The organism is Niveibacterium sp. COAC-50 (assembly GCF_013184235.1).
Taxonomy (GTDB): domain Bacteria; phylum Pseudomonadota; class Gammaproteobacteria; order Burkholderiales; family Rhodocyclaceae; genus Niveibacterium; species Niveibacterium microcysteis.
Genome location: NZ_JABCJM010000006.1, coordinates 109437 through 128205 on the forward strand (window position 1 = coordinate 109437; position 18769 = coordinate 128205).

The window sequence follows — 18769 nt, forward strand, 5'->3', positions numbered from 1 at the left end:
CGCAGCGCCGCCGGCGATGTCAGGTTGGCACGCGTCCGCGCTGCCCTAGGGCGACGCGGCCGGCGCCCAAGGCGTGTCAGCGGATCAGATCCACGACCAGCAGAAAGCCCTTGATCACCAGCGCGTTGGCGATGTCGATGAAGAAGGCGCCCACCATTGGCACGATCAGAAACGCCACCTGCGAAGGGCCGAAGCGATCGGTCACCGCCTGCATGTTGGCAATCGCGGTCGGGGTCGCGCCCAGGCCGAAGCCGCAATGCCCTGCCGCGACCACGGCCGCGTCGTAATTGCGCCCCATGATCCGGAAGGTGACGAAGATCGCGTAGGCCGCCATCAGCGCCGCCTGGCTGAGCAGGATCACCAGCATCGGCAAGGCCAGCGCAGAGAGCTCCCACAGGCGCAGCGACATCAGCGCCATGGCCAGGAACAGCGCCAGCGCAACGTTGCCCAGCACCGACACCGCGCGCTCGAAGACCTGGTAGAGCCCGAGTGCCGCCAGGCCGTTGCGCAGGATCACGCCGACAAACAGGGTGCACACGAACACCGGCAACTCGAACGCCGTGCCCTTGAGCGCGCCGGCAATCGCATGCCCGCCCATCAGGCAGCAGGCGATCAGGGCCAGCGTTTCGATCATCGCCGGCGCGGTGATCAAACGTACCGTATCCGGCGCTTCGAACGCGGTCGGCGAAGCGTCCCCCGCCCCGCGCTGGCCGGGCAAGCGAAGACCCGCAGTCAGGTAGCGCGCAACCGGCCCGCCCAGCAAACCGCCCAGCACCAGCCCGAAGGTGGCGCAGGCCATCGCCAGTTCGGTCATCGAAGCCAAGCCGTAGCGTTCGGCAAACACCGCGCCCCATGCCGCCCCGGTGCCGTGACCGCCCGAAAGGGTGATCGACCCTGCCAGCAGCCCGATCAGCGGATCGAGCCCCAGCACCTTTGCCAGCCCCATCCCGAGCAGGTTCTGCAGCGCCAGCAAGCCGAGCACCACACCGAGCAGCATCAAGAGCCGGCGGCCGCCGTGGCGCAGGCTCGCCAGATCGGCGTTGAGCCCGATGCAGGCAAAGAAGGTCAGCATCATCGGCGCCTGAAGCCCTGTATCGAATCGCATCTGGAAACCGGTGGTGGCGTGTGCCGCGAGCAATGCCAGCGCCACCAGCAGGCCGCCCGCCACCGGCTCGGGAATCGTGTAGGTCTTGAGTACGGCGATCCTGCCCACCAACAGGCGGCCGGTGAGCAAGACCAGCGAGGCCGCGACCAGGGTTCCGTAGATATCGAGCTGCACCATGCGTGATCCTCGCCGGGCGGTGTGGTGGTCATAGAAGCGGCGTGATCGTAACGGCTGCACGCCGCCGCTGGATAGCCTGCTTCGCAAGCGGTATGCGTCGCAGGCACGGCCGCCCTGCGCCACGAGCCTGCGCTAAAGTGCCCACGACTGACAGGGAGGCCAAACCATGTCCCGTATGCTCGAAGGCAAGCGCATTCTCGTCACCCAGGCTGGCGACTTCATGGGGCCGGCGTTGTGTGATGCGCTCACCGCGCAGGGCGCCATCGTTGTCGCCAGCGAACCGGCGCTCGCGGCACGCGATGCCGCAAGTGAAGTCGTCGCCGCCGCGGGCCCGGTGGATGTGCTGGTCGCCAATCTCGCGATTGCGGCGCCGACGACACCCGCGGTCGATGTCGGCGACGACGAGTGGCGCAGCGCCTTCGCCGCCCTGGTCGACCCGTTGCCGCCGCTGGTGCGCGCGGTGGTGCCGGGCATGCTGCCGCGTGGCGGCGCCTGGGCGATTCGCTGACGGTTACGCACCCTCGGCGCCACCGTGCAACGCCATCGCCAGCCGAGCGCGGGCGATATAGTGGCGCCTTTAAGCCTCCACCAGCCCGATGCCTAACTTAGCGCTGACCCTGGGTCTGCTGGCCCTGCTGATCGCCGCCGTGCTTGGCGCAGCCATCGCGTGCAGGCAGACGCTCGTCGCGCGGGATCTCGCGGCCGCTTGGCGATACCTGTCTTGGGACGACGCCAGCCTCACACAGCTTCGCACCCGCCTTGCGCCGCGCAGCAGCATCACGCGCCTTTGGAAAGGCGGACCATCGCTGCGCGCCGTGGACGACGCAATTGCCATGAAGCGCGAGTTCGCCCGACGCATCGCCGGCGACCGCAGCGACTTTCACGCCGCTGGCGAGCTCGAGGTAAGGCTGCTCGCGCTGGACGTGCACGGCATGCACTACGCGCTGGCGCCAATCTGCATCGGCCGCCTCGACCTGGAAGCGCTGCACCGCTCCGGGCGCCTGCGTTGCATCTCTGATCCGGTTCGCGGCCACACAGCATTTGCCGCAGTGATGACGCGCGAGACCCTTCGGCATTTCATGCTGCCGGAAAACCACCCCTGGTTCGCACCGACCTTCCGCTGGTACTCGGCGCTGCCGACCTCAGTGGCTTTCGTGCTGGCGCATCTGGTGCCGGCGGATCACCCTCGTGCCGAGCACTGAGGCGCAAACCGCCTTGCACCGCCGACTGCGCCAGCGGCGCCGTGCGATTGGATGCCGATGGCGTGTTACGCACGCAATTGCCTGCGCGCATTGACACGCCCCGCCACGGCAGCAGAATGGGCCTGAAACCGGCAACCCAATGAGAGGAAGATCGACCGTATGAAGGGCTTTCGAATACATGGATCCATCGCCATGCATCGCCACGACCAGATTCTGTATTCCGAGATCGACGGCCCCTGGAATCTCGAACTGATCGAACACTACCGCGAACGCGCAACGAAAATAGCTTGCGAACTCGCGGCCCAAGGGGCGTGGGCGGCGATCATCGAGATCCGCGGTGAAGCGATCTGTCCCCTCGATGCGCTGGAGGCGATTCGTCAGGGTGTTCATGCATTTGCTGCACAAGGCCGCATCTGCACCGCCTATGTCATCGCACCCGATGTGAAGGGTGCCGCCATCTCGGCGCCGATATGGCGAGGCATCTACGCTGGTGTGATGCCCTTTGAGATCTTCGAAACACGCGAAGCGGCGATGGCTTGGTCCCTCAAGCACCTCGCTGACTGAAGGCCCGTTTGGCTGAAAGCACCGCAGCCCGTCGCTTGGCTTGAATGCAATGAAGCCTAATTGCTCGCCTGCTCGGCCAGCGTAGTGCGGGTTAGCCAGAGGCGTAACCCGCAATTTAACGGGTCACGAATCTGCAGCGGTTTTCTCCGCGCGGCTACGCCTGCGGCGGACCCGACCTACCGGGCTACTCTCCCCTCACCACGCGCAGCAGCACTGCAATGCAGACAATGAAACCGATGCCGGGGATCAGCGCGAGCACGGCGAGGAAGGCGCGTTTGGCTTCATCCCACTCCAGGTCTGCGGTGCTGCGCCAGACGCCCCAGGCGCCGATAAGGCTCACCAAGAGCATGAGCACCTTGAGGCCGCCGCGTCCGACTGATGGTGCGAGCGTCAACAGCACGGCAAGGCTGAGCGCGCCGATCACAAGCGCGACATGGCCCCAGTGCAGGGCGCGGCGGGGCCCATCGTCGGGCTCATCCTCAAGATCCGATTCGGGTTGTGCCGCCGACGCGGGCATCGACCTGGTCGTTGCCCGCGACGTAACGACCGGCGCTGGCGCGGGGGTGCGCGCGGCAAGGCGTGCCTTGAGCAGCGCGGGGAGTTGCTTGATGTCGGCGCCCAACTCGCGCGCCAGCGCCAGCACCTCGGCGGATTCGTCCGGCGTGGGGGTGAGCACCGGGAGCACGCCCGGATGTTCCGCGCAGACCTTGGCGGCGCGGGTGCGCGCGAGTTGCATCACCGCCTTGGCGGCAATGTCGTCGCGCGGCGTGCCAATTTCGTCGTAAAGGCGCACCGCAAGCCAGAACAGTGCGCGCGGGCTGCCCAGCGCGGCTGCACGCATCAACAGTTCCGGCACGCGGGCCTGGTAGCGCAGGCTGGTCGGGTCGCTACGCTTCTCGATCCTGTCTGCGCCGGGCGGGCGGCGCACGCTCTTTTCGTAGAGGAACTGGGCGAGGAAGTTGAGGCCATCGACGTCATCCGCAGCGGCAGCCGACTCCAGCGAAGCGATGCCGCGCTCCATGTCGATCGGAAAACCGCGCCAGCCGCGCAGCAAGCCTTCGCCGAGCAGCGCCTGCGCCAGGCTTTTCCCCTGCGCGGCGGATCGTTCGAGCCACAGCAGCGCGAGCTTGCCCGAGCCCGGCACCACCGCTTCCTTCGCGTGCAGGAAATCGATCGCCAGCTTGCATTGCGCCTGCGCGCTGCCCGCCTCGGCCCGTGCCACCAGCGCGGGGTCGATGCCCATCGCGGTCGCGGCGGCTGCGGTGGCGGCATCGGGCGGCGTCGCAGGCGCAGCGCCACCGCCCACCGCCGCAGGTGCAGGCGTACGCTGCAATTCGGTGTCGACGTAGGCGACCACATCCGCCGCCGCGCGCAGGCCCGCCAGCAGGCGAGACTGTTCTGCCGCGAGGGCCGGCGACACCTTTTTAAGGCACCACTCGACGCGCCGATCCTTGGTCGCATCGACACCGCTGAACTGGGCCAGCGCAGCCCCCAGCGCGGGGTGTGCCGGCGCCATGCGGCCCTGCGTCACCATCAACCCCCACACCACCCACGCCTCGGCTTCTTTGCGCGGCGCGAGGCGACGACACTCGCCCCACGCGGCCGCCCAATCCTTGCGCGAGAGCGCGTCGTCCAGCCTCGCGGTGCGTGAATGGGCACCGAAGGCCAGCACCTCGCCGTTGGCCAGATACACCGCGCCGTTCTGGCCATCCATCACATGCAGGCCAAGGTCGTTGGCCTGCACCACCAGGTGATTGAAACCCACCTCGAAGCTGTCATCGCGCGCCCACAGGCCGATGTTGTAGTAGCGGTCGTTATCCGGGCGCTTTTCGAGGATCTCCAGCCCGTGATCGTACATGTCGCCGTCACCGTCTTCGGTGTTCGGAAAGCGGGCATCCAGCGCGCGCGCCAGCGCCAGGAAGCGAGGTTCGGGCTGCGTGCCCGGTGTGTCCTGCACCGCGTCGAGCTGGGCTTGCGCCTGCATCACATCGGTAGGCAGGGGCAGATTCTCGGGCTGTGCCCAGACAGTCAGCGTAAAGCTCATGGCATACGGGTCGGGTGTTGAGCAGCGCGCATGGTAGCGGAGCCGCCCGGCACCTAAACACGCCACGCGCAGCAAAACTTGATCTCGCTACAGGAACATGCCACCCGAGGCTTCGATGCGCTGGGCGTTGACCCAGCGGGCGTCGTCCGAGAACAGCGCAGCGACGAGGTCGCCGATGTCGTCGGGCTGGCCCACGCGGCCGAGCGCGGTTTGCGAGGCGACGAAGGCGTTGAGCTGGGCGTTGTCGCGCACCGCCCCCCCGCCAAAGTCCGTTTCGATCGCGCCGGGGGCAAGCACGTTCACGGCGATGCCGCGCGGGCCGAGCTCCTTTGCCAGGTAGCGCGTCAGCACCTCGACGGCGCCCTTCATCGCCGCGTAGGCGGCGTAGCCCGGCAGTGCGAAGCGCGCGAGGCCGCTCGATACATTGAGAATGCGCCCGCCGTCGGCGATCAGCGGCAACATGGCTTGCGTGAGGAAGAACACGCCCTTGAGGTGGATGGCCATCATCTGGTCGAACTGCGCTTCGGTGGTTTCGGCGAAGGCTGCGTGGACACCAGCCCCGGCGTTGTTGAACAGGTAGTCGAAGCGATCACGCTGCCACAGCGTTTGTAGCTGGCGCCGGACTTCGGTGGCGAAGGCAGCGAACGATGTGCTGTCAGCCACATCCAGCCGCAGCGCCACCGCGCGGGCGCCGAGTGCCTCGATCTCGGCGACCGCGGCGTCAGCCTCAGTCTGTTGGCTGCGGTAGGTGAGGATGATGTCGACGCCACGGGCGGCGAGCTTGAGCGCGGCATTGCGGCCAAGGCCACGGCTGCCACCGGTGATGAGTGCGATCTTGCGGGTCATGTTGAATCTCCTGGACGTCGGGACTCGCCGAAGCACGGCGCGATGGGTGAGATCCTATTGATCCACAAGCCCGCGATAAATCAGGCGATACTGATTAGACTGTTCAAATATGGCGAACAATAAAGGTGACGCCGGTGGATCAACTCGATGCATTGCGGATCTTCCTGCGGGTGGCCGACATGGCGAGCTTCACGCAGGCCGCGCAGAGCCTGGGCTTGCCGAAGGCAAGCATTTCGATGGCCGTGCAGAGGCTTGAAACGCAGCTCGGCACGCGGCTGCTCCATCGCACCACACGCCGGGTGCAGATGACCCCCGACGGGCAGACCTTCTACGACCGCAGCAAGGATCTGCTGGCCGATATCGAAGAGCTGCAAGGCATGTTCAAACAGGGCGCACTGCAACTACAGGGCCGACTGCGGGTGGACATGCCGCTGGGCGTTGCGCGCGCGATCGTGATTCCGCAGTTACCCGCCTTCATGCAAACGCACCCGGGCCTGCAGATCGAGCTGAGCAGCACAGACCGGCGCATCGACCTCGTGCGCGAGGGCTTCGACTGTGTGCTGCGCGTCGGGCCGCTCGGCGATTCAAGCCTGGTGGCGCGGCCACTCGGCCGCTACCGCATGATCAACTGCGCAAGCCCCGCATACCTCGCGGCGTTCGGCATGCCACAGACGCTCGATGACCTCTCACGGCATCGGCTGATCCACTACGCCTCGGCACTCGGTGGCAAACCCGCGGGCTTTGAATACACGGCCTCCGGGCAGGATGACACCGTGCAGTTCGTCGCGATGGCCGGTGCGCTGACGGTGAACAACTCTGATGCCTACCAGGCCGCGTGCCTCGCCGGCCTTGGCCTGATCCAGGTGCCGGAACCGGGCATCAAACCCTTGCTGGCCAGCGGCGCGCTGGTCGAAGTGTTGCCTCAATTCCGCGCGGCACCGATGCCGGTTTCGATTTTGTACGGCAACCGCCGCAATGTGTCTCGCCGCCTGCAGGTGTTCATGAACTGGCTGGGCGAGATCATGCAGCCGCATCTGCAAGGCTGACCGGCACCTCGCGCACAAGGCCCGGCGGCGACTTCGCGACATCCGCACGCCGGATACGCGCTGAAGCGGTCAGGGCTGCGCCGGCCGCAGCACACATTCCATCAGCGTGTTGTTCTGGCCGGACCAGCCGGCGAAGCCCCCCATGTGCCCCTCGCCACCGCGGATGAACTCAAGGTCGGACCAGCTGACAAACAAGGCCCCCCGCTCCGCGTCGCTCGGGTCGCTCCAGGCCAGGCGCAGATAGTGCGCACGGCAGCGTTGGCAGCCACTCACCCGACGTAAGCTGAGCCGGCGCTCGCGCGCGTCGGGGCCGGTGTAGTGCGCAACGCCCCCGGCGGCGATGCTGATACGGTGGGCGCCGTCTGCGCCACGCCAGTCGCAATCGACCGCGCTGTAGCGGGCGTCGAGCCACGGCGTACCCGGCGTTGGCGGCTCGCCACCAACCGGCTCATCGGCTCGGAACGGGCCGAAGTGGCTGAGCTGTTCGGTATGCCAAGCCTCGGCACGCACCGCCAATCTGCCCGCGTTGTTGCGTTGCATGTCGGGCGGCAGGCGCTTGCGGATCGCCGCGAGCAGCGCCTCGCAGCCAGCGCCGTAGCAATCGAGCGTCTGCCACCCCGCCGAATCGGCGGCCGATTCGCTCAGCTCCGCATCGGGCGCTCGCCAACTGGCGGCGTCGTATGCCGCCAGCGCAAGCGTGGGCACCATCAGCATTGCGCACAGCGCTACCGCACGCAGCAAGGCTGCGCCGCTTGGTCGTGGGCTCACAGCCAGTCTCCACTCAATACGAAAGGTGCCCAGAAGTACGGATGCACCCATGGCCGCGCAGGGTCGCCCGACGCGGCCTTGGTCGACGCGGCCCCCGCGACGGTGGCGCCGCGCGCGGCGTCATCCGCCGATGCTTTCGCGCCGCCGCGCAGCAGGCTCAGTTGCGCGCTGCGAAGTGCGGCCGCTCGGCCCCAGGCATGGCCAGCGTAGAACTGCTGCATCAGCGCGGCGGTGCTTGCGTCGGCCACAGGCCAGAGGCTCGCGAGCACGCTGCGCGCGCCCTGCCGGCGCACCGCCGCGGCAAGGCCCTCGACCTCGGCGCCATTCTCGTTGGTGCCGCCGCCGCTTGCGGTGTTGCAGGCAGATAGTGTGAGCAGTTGCAGGCTCAGGTAATCCATCGCGGCGAGTTCGCGCAGGCTGATCGTCTGCCCGTCGCCCAGCAACAGCACCGAGTTGTTCGAATCCCCCGGGCGGAAGGCGAAGTGGCTGGCGATGTGCACCACGTTGTAGCGGCCGGACAGCGCATCTTCCAGGCCGTCGCGGTCGAACTCGGCATCGAGCTTGATCTGCCCCGGCAGGGTGCCATCCGGATTCTTGGCATCGCGAACGATGCGCGCCAACTCGCTTGGTACCGCCGGCAGGGGCTTGAAGCCGGCCGCGCCACGTGCGGCGCCGAGCCCTGCCACCTGCCAGTCGGTAACCGGCCCGCTCGCCGGCACGCCGCCGGCCTGCAGCCAGTGCACCAGACCGAAGCGTTCGATCAGGAACTGCTTGCCATCGTGCAGGGCGGCAAACGGCAGGTAGCGCAGCGATTCTGTGAGCGCCAGCACCAGCGTGGTCGCCTTGGCTTGCGCCAGTTCGGCCGCGACCGGGGCGATCAATACCTGATGCAGCGCCTGCGCGGCCGGCAGCACATCGGCACGCGCTTCGATGGCTTGCCGCAGTGCGGCGATACGCCGATTGAGCTCGATCCGGCTGATCGCCACCTCGCGCCCGAAACTGCCGCGCCCGGTGGCCAGCACGATCGCCAGCCGCTGCTCGCCCACGATGTACGACAACCCCACCGCACCCGGATCGCGCCGCACCAAGGTCTGCAGATCGCTGCCGCGGTGCAGGATCTCGGCGCGCTCAGCCGCCGCCGGCGCGAGTTTGAGCCCATTGACCCACTGCTCGAATTCGACCTGCCACTGCACTTGCCGCAGCTTCAAGGCCTGCAGTCGAACCAGCTCCGTGTCGCCCAGTTTCTCACCGGCGCGCTGGCGCCGTTGCAGGGCCGCCAGCTCGGTGGCCTCGGCCACGCCACTCGCCACGAGGGCATCGCCCTGTTGCGCCGCCGCTCTCTCCGCGCCAACGAAATCCGCCTGGGTGCGCTGCACATCCGAGCGCTGCACCAGATCGGCGAGCTCGACTTCCTTGAGCATCGTAAGCACCTGCTCGGCTTCGGCAAGGCGCCCAAGGTCAACCAACCAGCCCGCCAGTTCGCGATAGGCGCCGCCGTGCTCCTGCATCAGGCTGCGCTGCAGCGCGGGGTCCAGCGTGCGCGACTGGCCACGGATGCGCTGCATCGCGTTGATCGCCTGCTTGCCGATGAACACCGCCTGCTCGGTGCGGCCCGCCGCGTGATAGCGCGCGGCCAGCAGCACGCCGGTTTGGAATTCCACCTGCGGCACGCCAGCGGCGCGCGCGATGGCGAACGCGCGCTGCGCCAGCGACAGCGCTTCGGCCACTTCACCCCGTGCGGCGAGCACGCTCGCGAGCCGCGCCATCGTGTCCGCCGTGCGGGCATGGCCCGCGCCAAGCGCCTGCTCGCGAATTGCGAGGGCTTCGCGGTAGTGCTGTTCGGCGCCCTTGCCCTCACCCTGCAACTGCAGCAGCCAGCCAAGGTTGTGCAAGGTGTCGGCGATGTCGGCATGGCCAGCCGGCAAGGCGGCACGGCGGATCTCCAGCGCCTGCACATACCAGGGCTTCGCCGCTTCAAGCTGGCCGGTGCGGCGCAGGATGTCGCCAATGCTGCTCTGTGCACTGGCGATGAACGGGTGGCCGGCGGGCAACACCCGCTCGCGCATCGCCAGCGCATCACGGTAGTGCTTCAGCGCGAGCGCGTTCTGGCCCAGGTTCTCGTAGGCGTAGGCCAGCTTGCTGAGGCTGTTGGCGGTATCGGCGTGGTCGGGCGGCAGTACCTTGCTGCGGATCTCGTAGGCGCGCTGATAAGTCGGCAGCGCACGATCAAAATCGCCCAGCACCCGGTAGAGGTCGCCGAGATTCGACAGGTCGGTCGCCACATCGGCATGCGTGGGGCCGTGCAGCCTCTCGTCGATCGCCAGGGCGCGCTTCAGATGCAGCGCGGCATCGTCGTGCCGGCCCAGTGTCTGCTCGACGAGGCCCAGCCCGCTGAGCGCCGCGCTCAGTGCGGACTGGTCGGCGCCCGGCGCGGTTTCAAGGATACGGATCGCGTCGCCATAGGCCTTCAGCGCCGCCTCGTACTCGCCGACGCGGTACTGCAGCACGGCGCGGTTGCCGGCGATCGTGCCGGCGAGGGCCGCGTCTGGCCCTGCCTGCAACAGCCCGACGGCACGCTGGTAGAAGGCATCGGCCTCGGCGTAGCGCCCCAGCTTCTCGCTCGCCACCGCGGCGTCATTCAGCAGCAACGCCTGCGTTCTGGCGTCGCGATCGGCAGCACCGTCGAGCAATGTCGTCGCGCGCTGCAACGCCTCGTCGTAACAACCCTTGTCGTAAAGCGCGAGCACACCGCTACGGCCGGCCGCCGCGCTGGCTGCCTCTTTCGTGCATTCGAGCTTGGCGCCCGATGCCGTGCCGCAGGCCAGCGCACTCAGCACACCGAACACCGCGGCCACCTGCCGCCAGGGTGCACGAGGCGAAAAGCGCTTCCCGGTGCCGCGCTTCATGGGGTGTCGAATTCCAGCAGGTGGATCACCGTGACCACTGATGAGCCGGGGTTGTCGCACTGCGCATCGGCTGGCGTCGCGCTCGCTTCCGCGTCGCAAGCCGCGGGCGGTGTCCAGGTACGCACCGGCGATGCGATCGTTTCGATCTGCTCGGCCGCCACCCCTTGTGCAACCAGAAAGTCGCGCACCAGATCGGCGCGGTGCCCAGCCACGGCGAGCCGATACTCGTCAGTGCCGGGCTCGTTGGCATGCCCTTCGATCCGGATCGGCCCGACGAGCCGGCGGCTTTGAGCAAGCTTCGCCACCTGCGTCAGCGCTTGCCGCGCGTCGTCGTTCAGCTGGTTGGCATCAGCCGCGAAAGGCGTGTCGAGGGTAAGTGTGAGTTCACGCGGCGTTTCATCCGGGTGGGCGACGTTGGCTTGCGCGGCTGCTTCAGCTTTCTGCCTCGCGGCGATCTCGGCGGCGCGGCGCGCACTATCCGGCTTACCGCTGCTCTTCGCCGCTTCTGCACGCGACACCGCTGCGCGCAGTTCCCTTTCGGCCTGGAGCTTGCGCGCTTCGGTACGCAACGCCGCTTCGCGCGCTTCACGTTCGGTCTGCACCTTGCGCGTTTCAACATCCAGGTTATCGGCCGCATGCGCGGCCACCACACCAAAGCCGGCCGCAAGGCTTAACAGCCGCAGGCTCTGCCCCAATCGAACGATGTTCATCCACGCCACCCAATTCAATTGCTTTCGCCGCCCACCGCGGGCGACGCTGCCGCGCCCTGCTCCGCAGCGTTCGTCAGCCGGCAATGCCCCAGTTCCAGACCCTTCAGCGGCGCCAGCGCGGCGCCGAGCACCGACAGTGACTGTAACGAATCCAGCCGCAGCACGCGCAGGCCCAAGGGCTTGTTTGGCAAGTGCAGCACCAGGGCTTGCCTGCGGTGCACCGAACGCGCGGGCGCCTTGTCTGCCGTCTTTTCCGGCGCGGCAGCGGACGCTTCCGCCGCGCACTGCCCCGCCACGATCATCGCCGTCAGGCTCGCAAGCCTCACGCTGCGCTGAACCATTTCGCGCATCTGATACCTCGCCTCCAGCCGAAAGGGCTGCAACCCGCACTAGGACGCCGCCAGCGCACAATCATCAGGCTCGCGCGACCCAAACCCTGCGACCGCAAGCAGGATCAGTGGCCATTCCAGCCACGCATGCATGCCGGCTGCGACGGCGTAGAGGCCGCGCGCGGCCGGGTAATCGACGATGAAGTAGGCCAGCAAGAGGATGCTCGCGGCCAACGCGAGCGGGCGCAGCGGCATGCCGCGCCAGGCGCTGCCGATCGCGCGGGGCATCAGATGGATCACCGAAAGGTAGTGAAGGCACTGCGCCCACACCAGCGCCGGCAGCAGCGCATCGACCCATTGCGGCGCGTGCTGCTGAATCCAGCCGAGCTCCGCCGGCCGCGTCGCCCCGCTTGCCGATGGCGCGCCGGCGAACGCCAGCACGACAAAGAGCAGGATCGGCGCGCTGAACAATGCGAGTAGCACGCCGCGCGCGGGCCAGGCACCGATACATGCCGACGGCGGCGCGAGGCCGACCGGGGTGAAGTTATGCGCAATCGCCAACACCGCCAGCACGCCGAACACCTGCGGCGTGTCGGCCACCGCCACCAGCGCCACCGGCAGGCTGAGCGCCGCGACGACGAACACCACGCGATGCCCGGCCGGCAGTCGGCGCGCCACGCCCAGCGTTGCCAGCAGCGCGAGCGCCAGCGTTGCCGCATCGCACGCGGCCGCCGTTGGCGCATCAATCCGCCCCAACCACAGCGCAAGGCGTGATGCCGCTTGCAGCAGCAGCGCCGCCAGCAAACCGCACCACACGAACCGCGGTACCCGATCGCGCCAGAGGCGCCAGACCCAGGCCGTCTCCCACAGCACATGCGGCAGGCCGAACACCGCCAGAGCGGCCAGATAGAGCGTAGCCGGTTGCCACACCGCGAGCAGGCCCGACACCGCTGCCAACGGCATCCACAGTTGATGGATGGGCGTTCTCACAGCAGCGCCGCCCCCAGCACAGCCGACGCCGCATTGGCCACTACCGACACCGCCGCCGCGATGCGCAGCGGCAAACCCGTAAGGCCCCTGAGCATCAGTGCTTCCGCCAAGGTGACCAGCACTTCGACCAGCCACCACCCGACAAGGTAGTCGTGCGCGCCAAAGTTACCGATCACGTGCCAGGCCAGCGGGTGAGTCACACAGCTTGGCAGCAGCGCCGCAGCAACGCGCCAACCCGGGCCGCGCGGCGCACGCGCCGAGGCCGCGAGGACGATCGGCGCTTCGATCAGCAGCGTGATGCCCAAGGCCGCAAGCTGTGCCGGCACTGTGCGAACCGCGCTTACTGGAACAATTTGCGCCAGGCGCTTACTGGCTTCAAGGTTGCCGCGGGGGCTGGATGCTCCGGCTCGCAGCTCACGATCGGGCGAGTCAATGTGCGACGGCCTTGAAAGTAGGTGCCCTTGGTATCGAGCTGACGACGGCACACGCCGTCGAACCGCTGAACACGGTCGCCAAGCGACACTTCGGCTACACAGCGTTGCCCCGCCTCCACGCCCTTGCAGAAGCGATCACTCAGCACCGGCGGTTCGGTGCAGGCCCAGCCTTGCGAGCGCACGGTCTGCGCGACCGAGTCCGAGCGGGCTGCCAGCGCACACACGTCGGCGTCTGCCTGCCAGAGGCCGTCGGGGATCGCTCGCTCAATGCGTGGTGCAGGCTTCACGACGCAGTGCAGGTCGATCTGGTAATCGCGGCGATTTAGGTCGCGCTCGCAGATACCCGGCCCGCCGCCCTCGAACGCGTTGCCGTCAACCTGACAGGCGCCATCCACGCGCTTGCCCTCGCACCACTGGTCCGTGCGGTCGAAGGCGCCGGGGTTGTTGCGAAAACGTTCCGCCGCATCGGCCGCCTGCGGCGGCAACACATCGGCACTGGCAAGCACATGCCACGCGAGGATGAGCAGACAGGGCAGGATTCGTTTCATCGGAAGATCTCCAGATCTGAGTTCGCCGGTGGCGCGGCTCACGCAGACCACTCAGGGTTTGAACTCGACGCGAACACGGCCGGGTTTCACGGCAAGACCGATCGCCTTGAAATGCGCTGCCAGCGCCGGCTTAACCGGGTCGGCAAGTTCAGTATCCACGGTGTAGACCTGCGCCGCTGCATAGATATCAGCCTGTATGCCTTCAGCCCGCAGTGCGGCAACAAGCTTTTCGGCGCTCACGCGCGGCTGAGGCGTTTTGACTTCGAACTGCGCGTAGGCACCGCGCCAGATGGGCGGCTCGGCATAGGCCACCACTTCTGTCGCTGGCGGGGTGGCTTGGCGCAGCACCGCAAGGCCGACGGCGGCAGCTGCCAGCGTGGCGGCAAGCGCAAATCCCCAGGCCGGCAGGCGACGACGTTTGAGAAGGCCTTCGCGGCGCAGACGGAACAAGAGTTGCTCGGTGGCGTGCTCGTCGTCCGCAGCGGGCGGCGCCGCATCGAGCCTTGCCTCGTTGAGAATTGCGCGCCGCAGGGCCTGCGACTCGCTTCGCTCGCCACGCGCTGCTTCACGCCCGGCCAGCTCGGCGAGCCAGCGGTCGAGATCGTCTGGGGGCTGGGCCATCAGTCCTCCTCCACGATCAGTGCTCGACACGGCTCAAGGAATTCGCGCAGGCGCTTGCGGCATTGCGAGAGGTACTCGCGCGTTGCCGCCTCGGTGCGTTCGAGAAAGTTCGCGACATCGCGCACGCTCCAGCCATCCAGCGCCGCGCGGCGCAGCGCCTCGGCCCGCTCCGGATGCGCGCGGCCGAAGGCGGCGAAACCGCTGTTCACACAATCGTCCAGCGCGGCCTTCGCATCGCCTTCCGTGCTGCATGCGGTCTCGTCGGCCACGCGTTGCCAGCCGGCATCGTCCAGGTGTTCTTCGCGGCGCGGTGCGCGCGACGCATCGGTCGCGAGGTTACGCGCGATCTGGTAGATCCAGCTAGAAACCGCAGCCTCGCCACGAAAACCTCCGGCATGACGCACCACACGCACGAACGTCTCCTGAAGCAGATCCTCTGCCAGATCCTGCTGCGCGCCGTGGCGGATCAGAAAGGCCAAAAGCGGGCGCCGGTACTCGCGGAACAGCGCGGCGACGGCGCGCTCGCCATCGCGCCCGCCCGCTGCAATGGCGCTCAGCCAGGCACGGTCCCGCGCGTTGCGTTCAGCGGTGTCCATCGCCACCCTTTGATGTGCCAGCCCGCGCACTCACTTCTGAATCGTCCAGTTGAAGACCTGCATCGAGGTGCGATCACCCGGCGTTTTCGGTGCACCGACACCCCGCGTGGTGTAGTCGGCAAAGCCGGCGTCACGGAAGGCGGTAACGTCATCGTCCTCGACGCCGCGCGTTCGGTCCAACTGCTCGATCGGCGACTGTGCCAGGAAGGAAAAGTCTGCCCGCTCGCCCAGGTTGCGCGCCTGCACGGCGATCGTCACCAGGCGCTCCAGCCCCGTCGTGTCGTCATTGATGTCGATCTCGAAACTGTAGCTGGCTTTCGCTTCGAGTCGGTTGCTCGCGCCGCCGTACGGGAACAGCGCGCTGACCCCATAGCTGGCGTCGAGGTATAGCACCGTCACATCGAGCGGCATCTGCCCTTCATTGAGCAAGGACACTTCCACCTTGTCGCCCGCATGCAGCACCGGGCTGCGCTCGGCACTCAGGGGCAGAACCTTGCCCGCCCGCGTAATCTGCTTCATCGACACGGCCAGCTTGCCGCCGCCGTTGCGTTCGGTGAGCTGGCTGGCGATACGCATCAGGTTGGTTGCACGGGCGACACCGTGCAGCGCCGTCGCGAGCGTTTCACGCAGCGCGTCGGCACCCTGCTCCGGCTTCCAGGCCAGCGTAAGCGAGCCGCTGCGCAATTCGGCCTCGCAACGCTGACGCTCGGCTGCGGCCTTGCGTGCCTTGCAGCTGAGGCCCTGCAAGGCCGGCGGCACCAGCATCACGCGGTCGCGGAACGCCACGATCGCCACGTCGCCAGCATCCGGCGCCTTGAGCCATTCGATCTGCGCACCGGCGATACCGCTCTTCTGCAGTGCGGTAATCGGCGCCAGCGCGGGGCAATTGCCCTCACAGGCGTTGGTATCAACCACCACGCGCAACTGATACTGGCCTGCCACCCGCAGCAGGCGTGCATGCGCGGCCGCCGGGATCTCCTTCGGATCGAGCACCGGCTTGCCGTTCTGCGCGACGAACGTCAGCGCGGATGACGACAGCGCGACGTTGTGCGCCTCGGCATAACCAATCGCGGACTCCGTCTTGTCGAGCGGGTTCGCGACGATGGCGAAGAGTGAGCCTTCGGTAATGCGCGACAGCGCACCGGCCGGTATCGCGGGCGTCGCGGCACGGTCCAGCTTCCATTGCTGAATCGGTACCGCGTCCTGCCCGAGCACCGGGGCGTCGAGGTGGGTGCCGGAAAACAGCGGCGTCACGCGCGTCTGATTCATGCCGCCGTACTGGCTCAGCACATACTGCGCGAGTTGGCGGTATGTCATCACGGCGCCGGATTCGAGCGCCTGCATCAGCGTGAAGCCGAACAGGCCGAAGGGTTTGCGGTCGGGATGCCCGAGCGGCAGGCGCATCTCGGGTGCAAGTTCAGTGGTCTGCGCGGCGTAGAAGAACACCCCGCCGCCCTGCCCTTTCGCACTCGCGAACGGGTCCGGCGCGGCTGCGTCGCTCTTGCCACGCGAGCGCACGGCGTCGGCTTCGGCGCGATCCATCGCCTCGCCCGGCACGCCGAGCGCCTGCGGCGAAATGTGCCGGTAGCGGATCTCGGCGCTGTCGTCTGCACCACGCACGAGTGTTGCGCTATGGCACGAATCGAAGACCCCCCAGACGAAGGCGCCCTTGTCGATGATGCGATCAACGGCGCGGCGGATTTCGAAATCCACCAGCGCGTTCTGTACCTTTCCGCCATCGTCGGACTCATCCCACTTGCCGATGTCGCGCGGCAGGAAGATCTCGAACAGGCCGTCCGGTTCGTCGCGCCCTTCGGGCGTGTTGCGATCCGCAGGCTCCTGGCTGCCGTGGCCCGAGAAGTACAGCAACACATAGTCGCCCTTGGCGGACTGCGTGGCGAGGCTGTCGAGCCCCGCGAGGATCGCTGCGCGCGTTGGCAAGCCACTGGCCCCCGCGACACCATCCGCCAGCAAGGTGATGTTGCGTGGTGCAAAGCCACGCTGCTGCAGGATGTCGCGCAGGCGCTGCACATCGTTGCGCGGGCCTTCCAGCTGGTAGTTCTTCGCCAGCGAGGGATACTCGGACACGCCCACGATCAGCGCGCGCATTTCGCGCGCCTGGGCGGGCATCAAGGGAATCAGTAGTGCCAGTACGACACCGAATGCGGACTTGGCGATTCGCCCCACGAGCGACCTCCGGCGAGTTCATGGAACACGGGCGCCGACCACCCCCGGCCCGCGCCCGTGCAGACAGCCACCGCGTCCGGTGCTGCCGAACGGCAACACCCAGGCGCGGTGCTGATGATCAATTGGTGATCATCACATACTCGTTGGCGATGCCGCGGTTGCGCACGCGGATCGTGAAAGTGCCGGTCCAGCGCGGCGTCCAGCCGCAGACCATGTCGTCGGAGTTATCGTCGTCCTTGCAGACCAGGTTACCGTTCTCGTCGTAGACGTAGAGGTCGAGGTCCGAGTCACCGTCACCGCTGACCAGCACGCGCGCCGGCTCTTCGCCGTTGAAGGTCACGTCAAACGAGTCCACCTCACCGCCGCCCACGACCGTATGTATGCGGCCAGGCCCGCGGTCGCGACCGCGCGCCCCCGCCTTCGCCACATCGTCCGCCAGCGCGATGACATCCGGGCGACCTTCCGCCAACGCCTTGGCGCGGGCCAGGATCGCGTCCGGCGCATAGATATCGGGCTTGCCCTTGTCCGCCGCCGGCTTGCCGCCCGTGCGCTTGACCGTCGCGTCGCGCAGGCCCGCTTCCTTGAGCATCTTTGCCGCAGTGATGAGCGCCAGGGGATCGCCACTGGCGTCGCCATAGCGCGTCAGCGCATGCGCCGTTGCGACACGATCGACCGCCGCCGACGCCGGCGTCGCCGCCGCATGCTTGGTATCAACGTTCGGCTTCTTCGTCGCCGCCGCAGAGGCGGACACAGCAAATGCAGCCGCCATCGCGGCGATCAACAGCTTGCGGGTCAGGGACATTTATCGAGGCTCCTGTTCGCACGGCAAAGCGTGCTCGGGTTCAGGCGCAAAGCGCCAAATTTGTATTTTTCGTTCAATTTAACAACAGGGCATCCAGCCCTGTCATCAGAATCGCCGGCAAGGCAAGCACATATCGGCCGGAGCGTCGGGCCCCTTGAGCGGAGCGCGACAAGACTGGCGACCATCGCCTACGACGGATTGCAGCTCGCCTCATCAGGCCGCCGTACGCCGAACCCCAGACAGAAATGTGTTGCGTAACGTCGCCACTCCACGCGTCGACGTCATCGCGGACGGCGTGATACGCGTTGCCTGGTCAGCCACCACTGTTTTCAGCCACCTGCCGGCATCGCCCGAGGGCAGGCACGGGGCCTTCCCCCCCCCACGCAGCCATTCAAGAAGGATCAGACCTTGCCCGCTCCGCACCTGCTTCAGCTCTGCCTCGCCAGCGTCCTCGTCGCCGCCAGCCTTCCGGTCGGCGCGGAGGCTTTGCGTTGCGGCAACAACCTGGTCAGCCCAGGCGACACGAAGATGACCGTCATCCAGAAATGCGGCGAACCCGCCCGCAAGGACTACCTGTGCAAGCGAAAGCGAAGCTACACGCGGCTTGCCGACGGCGTCGAAACCGAGCCGGTACTCGTCACCGTATGTGACCAAGTGGAGGACTGGACCTACGACGCCGGACCCGGCACCTTCCTGACGGTGCTCCGCTTTGAGCAGAACGAGCTGAAATCGGTGCTCTACGGCGACCGAAGCAACTGAAACCCACTCGACGCGTCGCCACCCGCATGCGAGATCGGTAAAACACGGCGCTTGCAGATCGCACAAGGAAAAAACCGCCACTTTGTGGTGAAATCAGGACACGGGTCGGCCTGAGTGCCGCCCCTGTCCGCAAAA

At 67.3% G+C, this 18769-nt stretch carries 19 protein-coding genes; 5 read left to right on the top strand and 14 right to left on the bottom strand.

Translation table 11 applies throughout. The features are described from left to right. Window positions 1-76 precede the first annotated feature (76 nt). On the bottom strand, window positions 77-1282 hold the full coding sequence (gltS, locus tag HH302_RS18905) for a sodium/glutamate symporter (RefSeq protein ID WP_172203962.1): 1206 nt from the start codon (window positions 1280-1282) through the stop codon (window positions 77-79). A 166-nt stretch (window positions 1283-1448) separates the two neighbouring features. Between gltS and HH302_RS18910 the strand changes: the two genes are divergently transcribed. From HH302_RS18910 to HH302_RS18920, 3 genes are all read left to right on the top strand, one after another. Next, on the top strand, window positions 1449-1790 hold the full coding sequence (locus HH302_RS18910; protein WP_172203964.1) for a hypothetical protein: 342 nt from the start codon (window positions 1449-1451) through the stop codon (window positions 1788-1790). Between the two features lie 88 nt (window positions 1791-1878). Then, window positions 1879-2484, top strand: coding sequence for a hypothetical protein (locus tag HH302_RS18915; RefSeq protein WP_172203966.1), 606 nt, complete (start codon window positions 1879-1881; stop codon window positions 2482-2484). Between the two features lie 192 nt (window positions 2485-2676). Further along, window positions 2677-3048: a hypothetical protein gene (locus tag HH302_RS18920; protein ID WP_172203968.1), complete on the top strand. Its 372-nt coding sequence runs from the start codon at window positions 2677-2679 to the stop codon at window positions 3046-3048. A gap of 184 nt (window positions 3049-3232) precedes the next feature. Here the strand turns inward: HH302_RS18920 and HH302_RS18925 are convergent, their stop codons facing one another. Continuing rightward, window positions 3233-5092 carry a tetratricopeptide repeat protein gene (locus HH302_RS18925; protein ID WP_172203970.1) on the bottom strand — a complete coding sequence of 620 codons (1860 nt, stop codon included), beginning with the start codon at window positions 5090-5092 and terminating at the stop codon, window positions 3233-3235. A gap of 87 nt (window positions 5093-5179) precedes the next feature. Next, on the bottom strand, window positions 5180-5938 hold the full coding sequence (locus tag HH302_RS18930) for an SDR family NAD(P)-dependent oxidoreductase (protein ID WP_172203972.1): 759 nt from the start codon (window positions 5936-5938) through the stop codon (window positions 5180-5182). Between the two features lie 134 nt (window positions 5939-6072). Here HH302_RS18930 and HH302_RS18935 point away from each other — a divergent pair, with 134 nt between their 5' ends. Then, a complete protein-coding gene (locus HH302_RS18935; protein ID WP_172203974.1) occupies window positions 6073-6984 on the top strand; it encodes a LysR family transcriptional regulator in 912 nt (303 codons plus the stop codon). Window positions 6985-7053: 69 nt separating this feature from the next. Here HH302_RS18935 and HH302_RS18940 read toward each other — a convergent pair whose 3' ends face one another. The 11 genes from HH302_RS18940 to HH302_RS18990 form a co-directional block, all read right to left on the bottom strand. Then, entirely contained in the window at window positions 7054-7752 is a 699-nt protein-coding gene (locus tag HH302_RS18940; RefSeq protein ID WP_172203976.1) for a hypothetical protein, read from the bottom strand. Further along, window positions 7749-10658: a tetratricopeptide repeat protein gene (locus HH302_RS18945; protein WP_172203978.1), complete on the bottom strand. Its 2910-nt coding sequence runs from the start codon at window positions 10656-10658 to the stop codon at window positions 7749-7751. Before HH302_RS18945 ends, HH302_RS18940 begins: the two co-directional genes overlap by 4 nt. Beyond that, complete coding sequence (locus HH302_RS18950) at window positions 10655-11368, bottom strand: OmpA family protein (protein ID WP_172203980.1); 714 nt, start codon at window positions 11366-11368, stop codon at window positions 10655-10657. Before HH302_RS18950 ends, HH302_RS18945 begins: the two co-directional genes overlap by 4 nt. Before the next feature lie 14 nt (window positions 11369-11382). After that, window positions 11383-11718, bottom strand: coding sequence for a hypothetical protein (locus tag HH302_RS18955; protein WP_172203982.1), 336 nt, complete (start codon window positions 11716-11718; stop codon window positions 11383-11385). Between the two features lie 39 nt (window positions 11719-11757). Then, window positions 11758-12687, bottom strand: a complete 930-nt coding sequence (locus tag HH302_RS18960) for a hypothetical protein (protein WP_172203984.1) — start codon at window positions 12685-12687, stop codon at window positions 11758-11760. Next, the gene (locus HH302_RS18965; protein ID WP_172203986.1) at window positions 12684-13013 is read right to left on the bottom strand and encodes a hypothetical protein; all 330 of its coding nucleotides are present in this window, start codon (window positions 13011-13013) and stop codon (window positions 12684-12686) included. The genes HH302_RS18960 and HH302_RS18965 overlap by 4 nt, the downstream gene beginning before the upstream one ends. 14 nt (window positions 13014-13027) lie before the next feature. Beyond that, window positions 13028-13669: a hypothetical protein gene (locus HH302_RS18970; protein ID WP_172203988.1), complete on the bottom strand. Its 642-nt coding sequence runs from the start codon at window positions 13667-13669 to the stop codon at window positions 13028-13030. A 51-nt stretch (window positions 13670-13720) separates the two neighbouring features. Further along, window positions 13721-14290 (bottom strand): hypothetical protein, encoded by a 570-nt coding sequence (locus HH302_RS18975; RefSeq protein WP_172203990.1) that lies wholly within the window; start codon window positions 14288-14290, stop codon window positions 13721-13723. Further along, window positions 14290-14886 carry an RNA polymerase sigma factor gene (locus tag HH302_RS18980; protein ID WP_172203992.1) on the bottom strand — a complete coding sequence of 199 codons (597 nt, stop codon included), beginning with the start codon at window positions 14884-14886 and terminating at the stop codon, window positions 14290-14292. Before HH302_RS18980 ends, HH302_RS18975 begins: the two co-directional genes overlap by 1 nt. 30 nt (window positions 14887-14916) lie before the next feature. Further along, the gene (locus tag HH302_RS18985; protein WP_172203994.1) at window positions 14917-17073 is read right to left on the bottom strand and encodes a caspase family protein; all 2157 of its coding nucleotides are present in this window, start codon (window positions 17071-17073) and stop codon (window positions 14917-14919) included. A 118-nt stretch (window positions 17074-17191) separates the two neighbouring features. Next, window positions 17192-17875, bottom strand: coding sequence for a PPC domain-containing protein (locus HH302_RS18990; protein WP_172203996.1), 684 nt, complete (start codon window positions 17873-17875; stop codon window positions 17192-17194). Between the two features lie 408 nt (window positions 17876-18283). On the opposite strand from HH302_RS18990, the gene HH302_RS18995 reads away from it, so the two are divergent. Beyond that, the gene (locus HH302_RS18995; protein ID WP_172203998.1) at window positions 18284-18634 is read left to right on the top strand and encodes a DUF2845 domain-containing protein; all 351 of its coding nucleotides are present in this window, start codon (window positions 18284-18286) and stop codon (window positions 18632-18634) included. The last annotated feature ends 135 nt before the right edge of the window (window positions 18635-18769 follow it).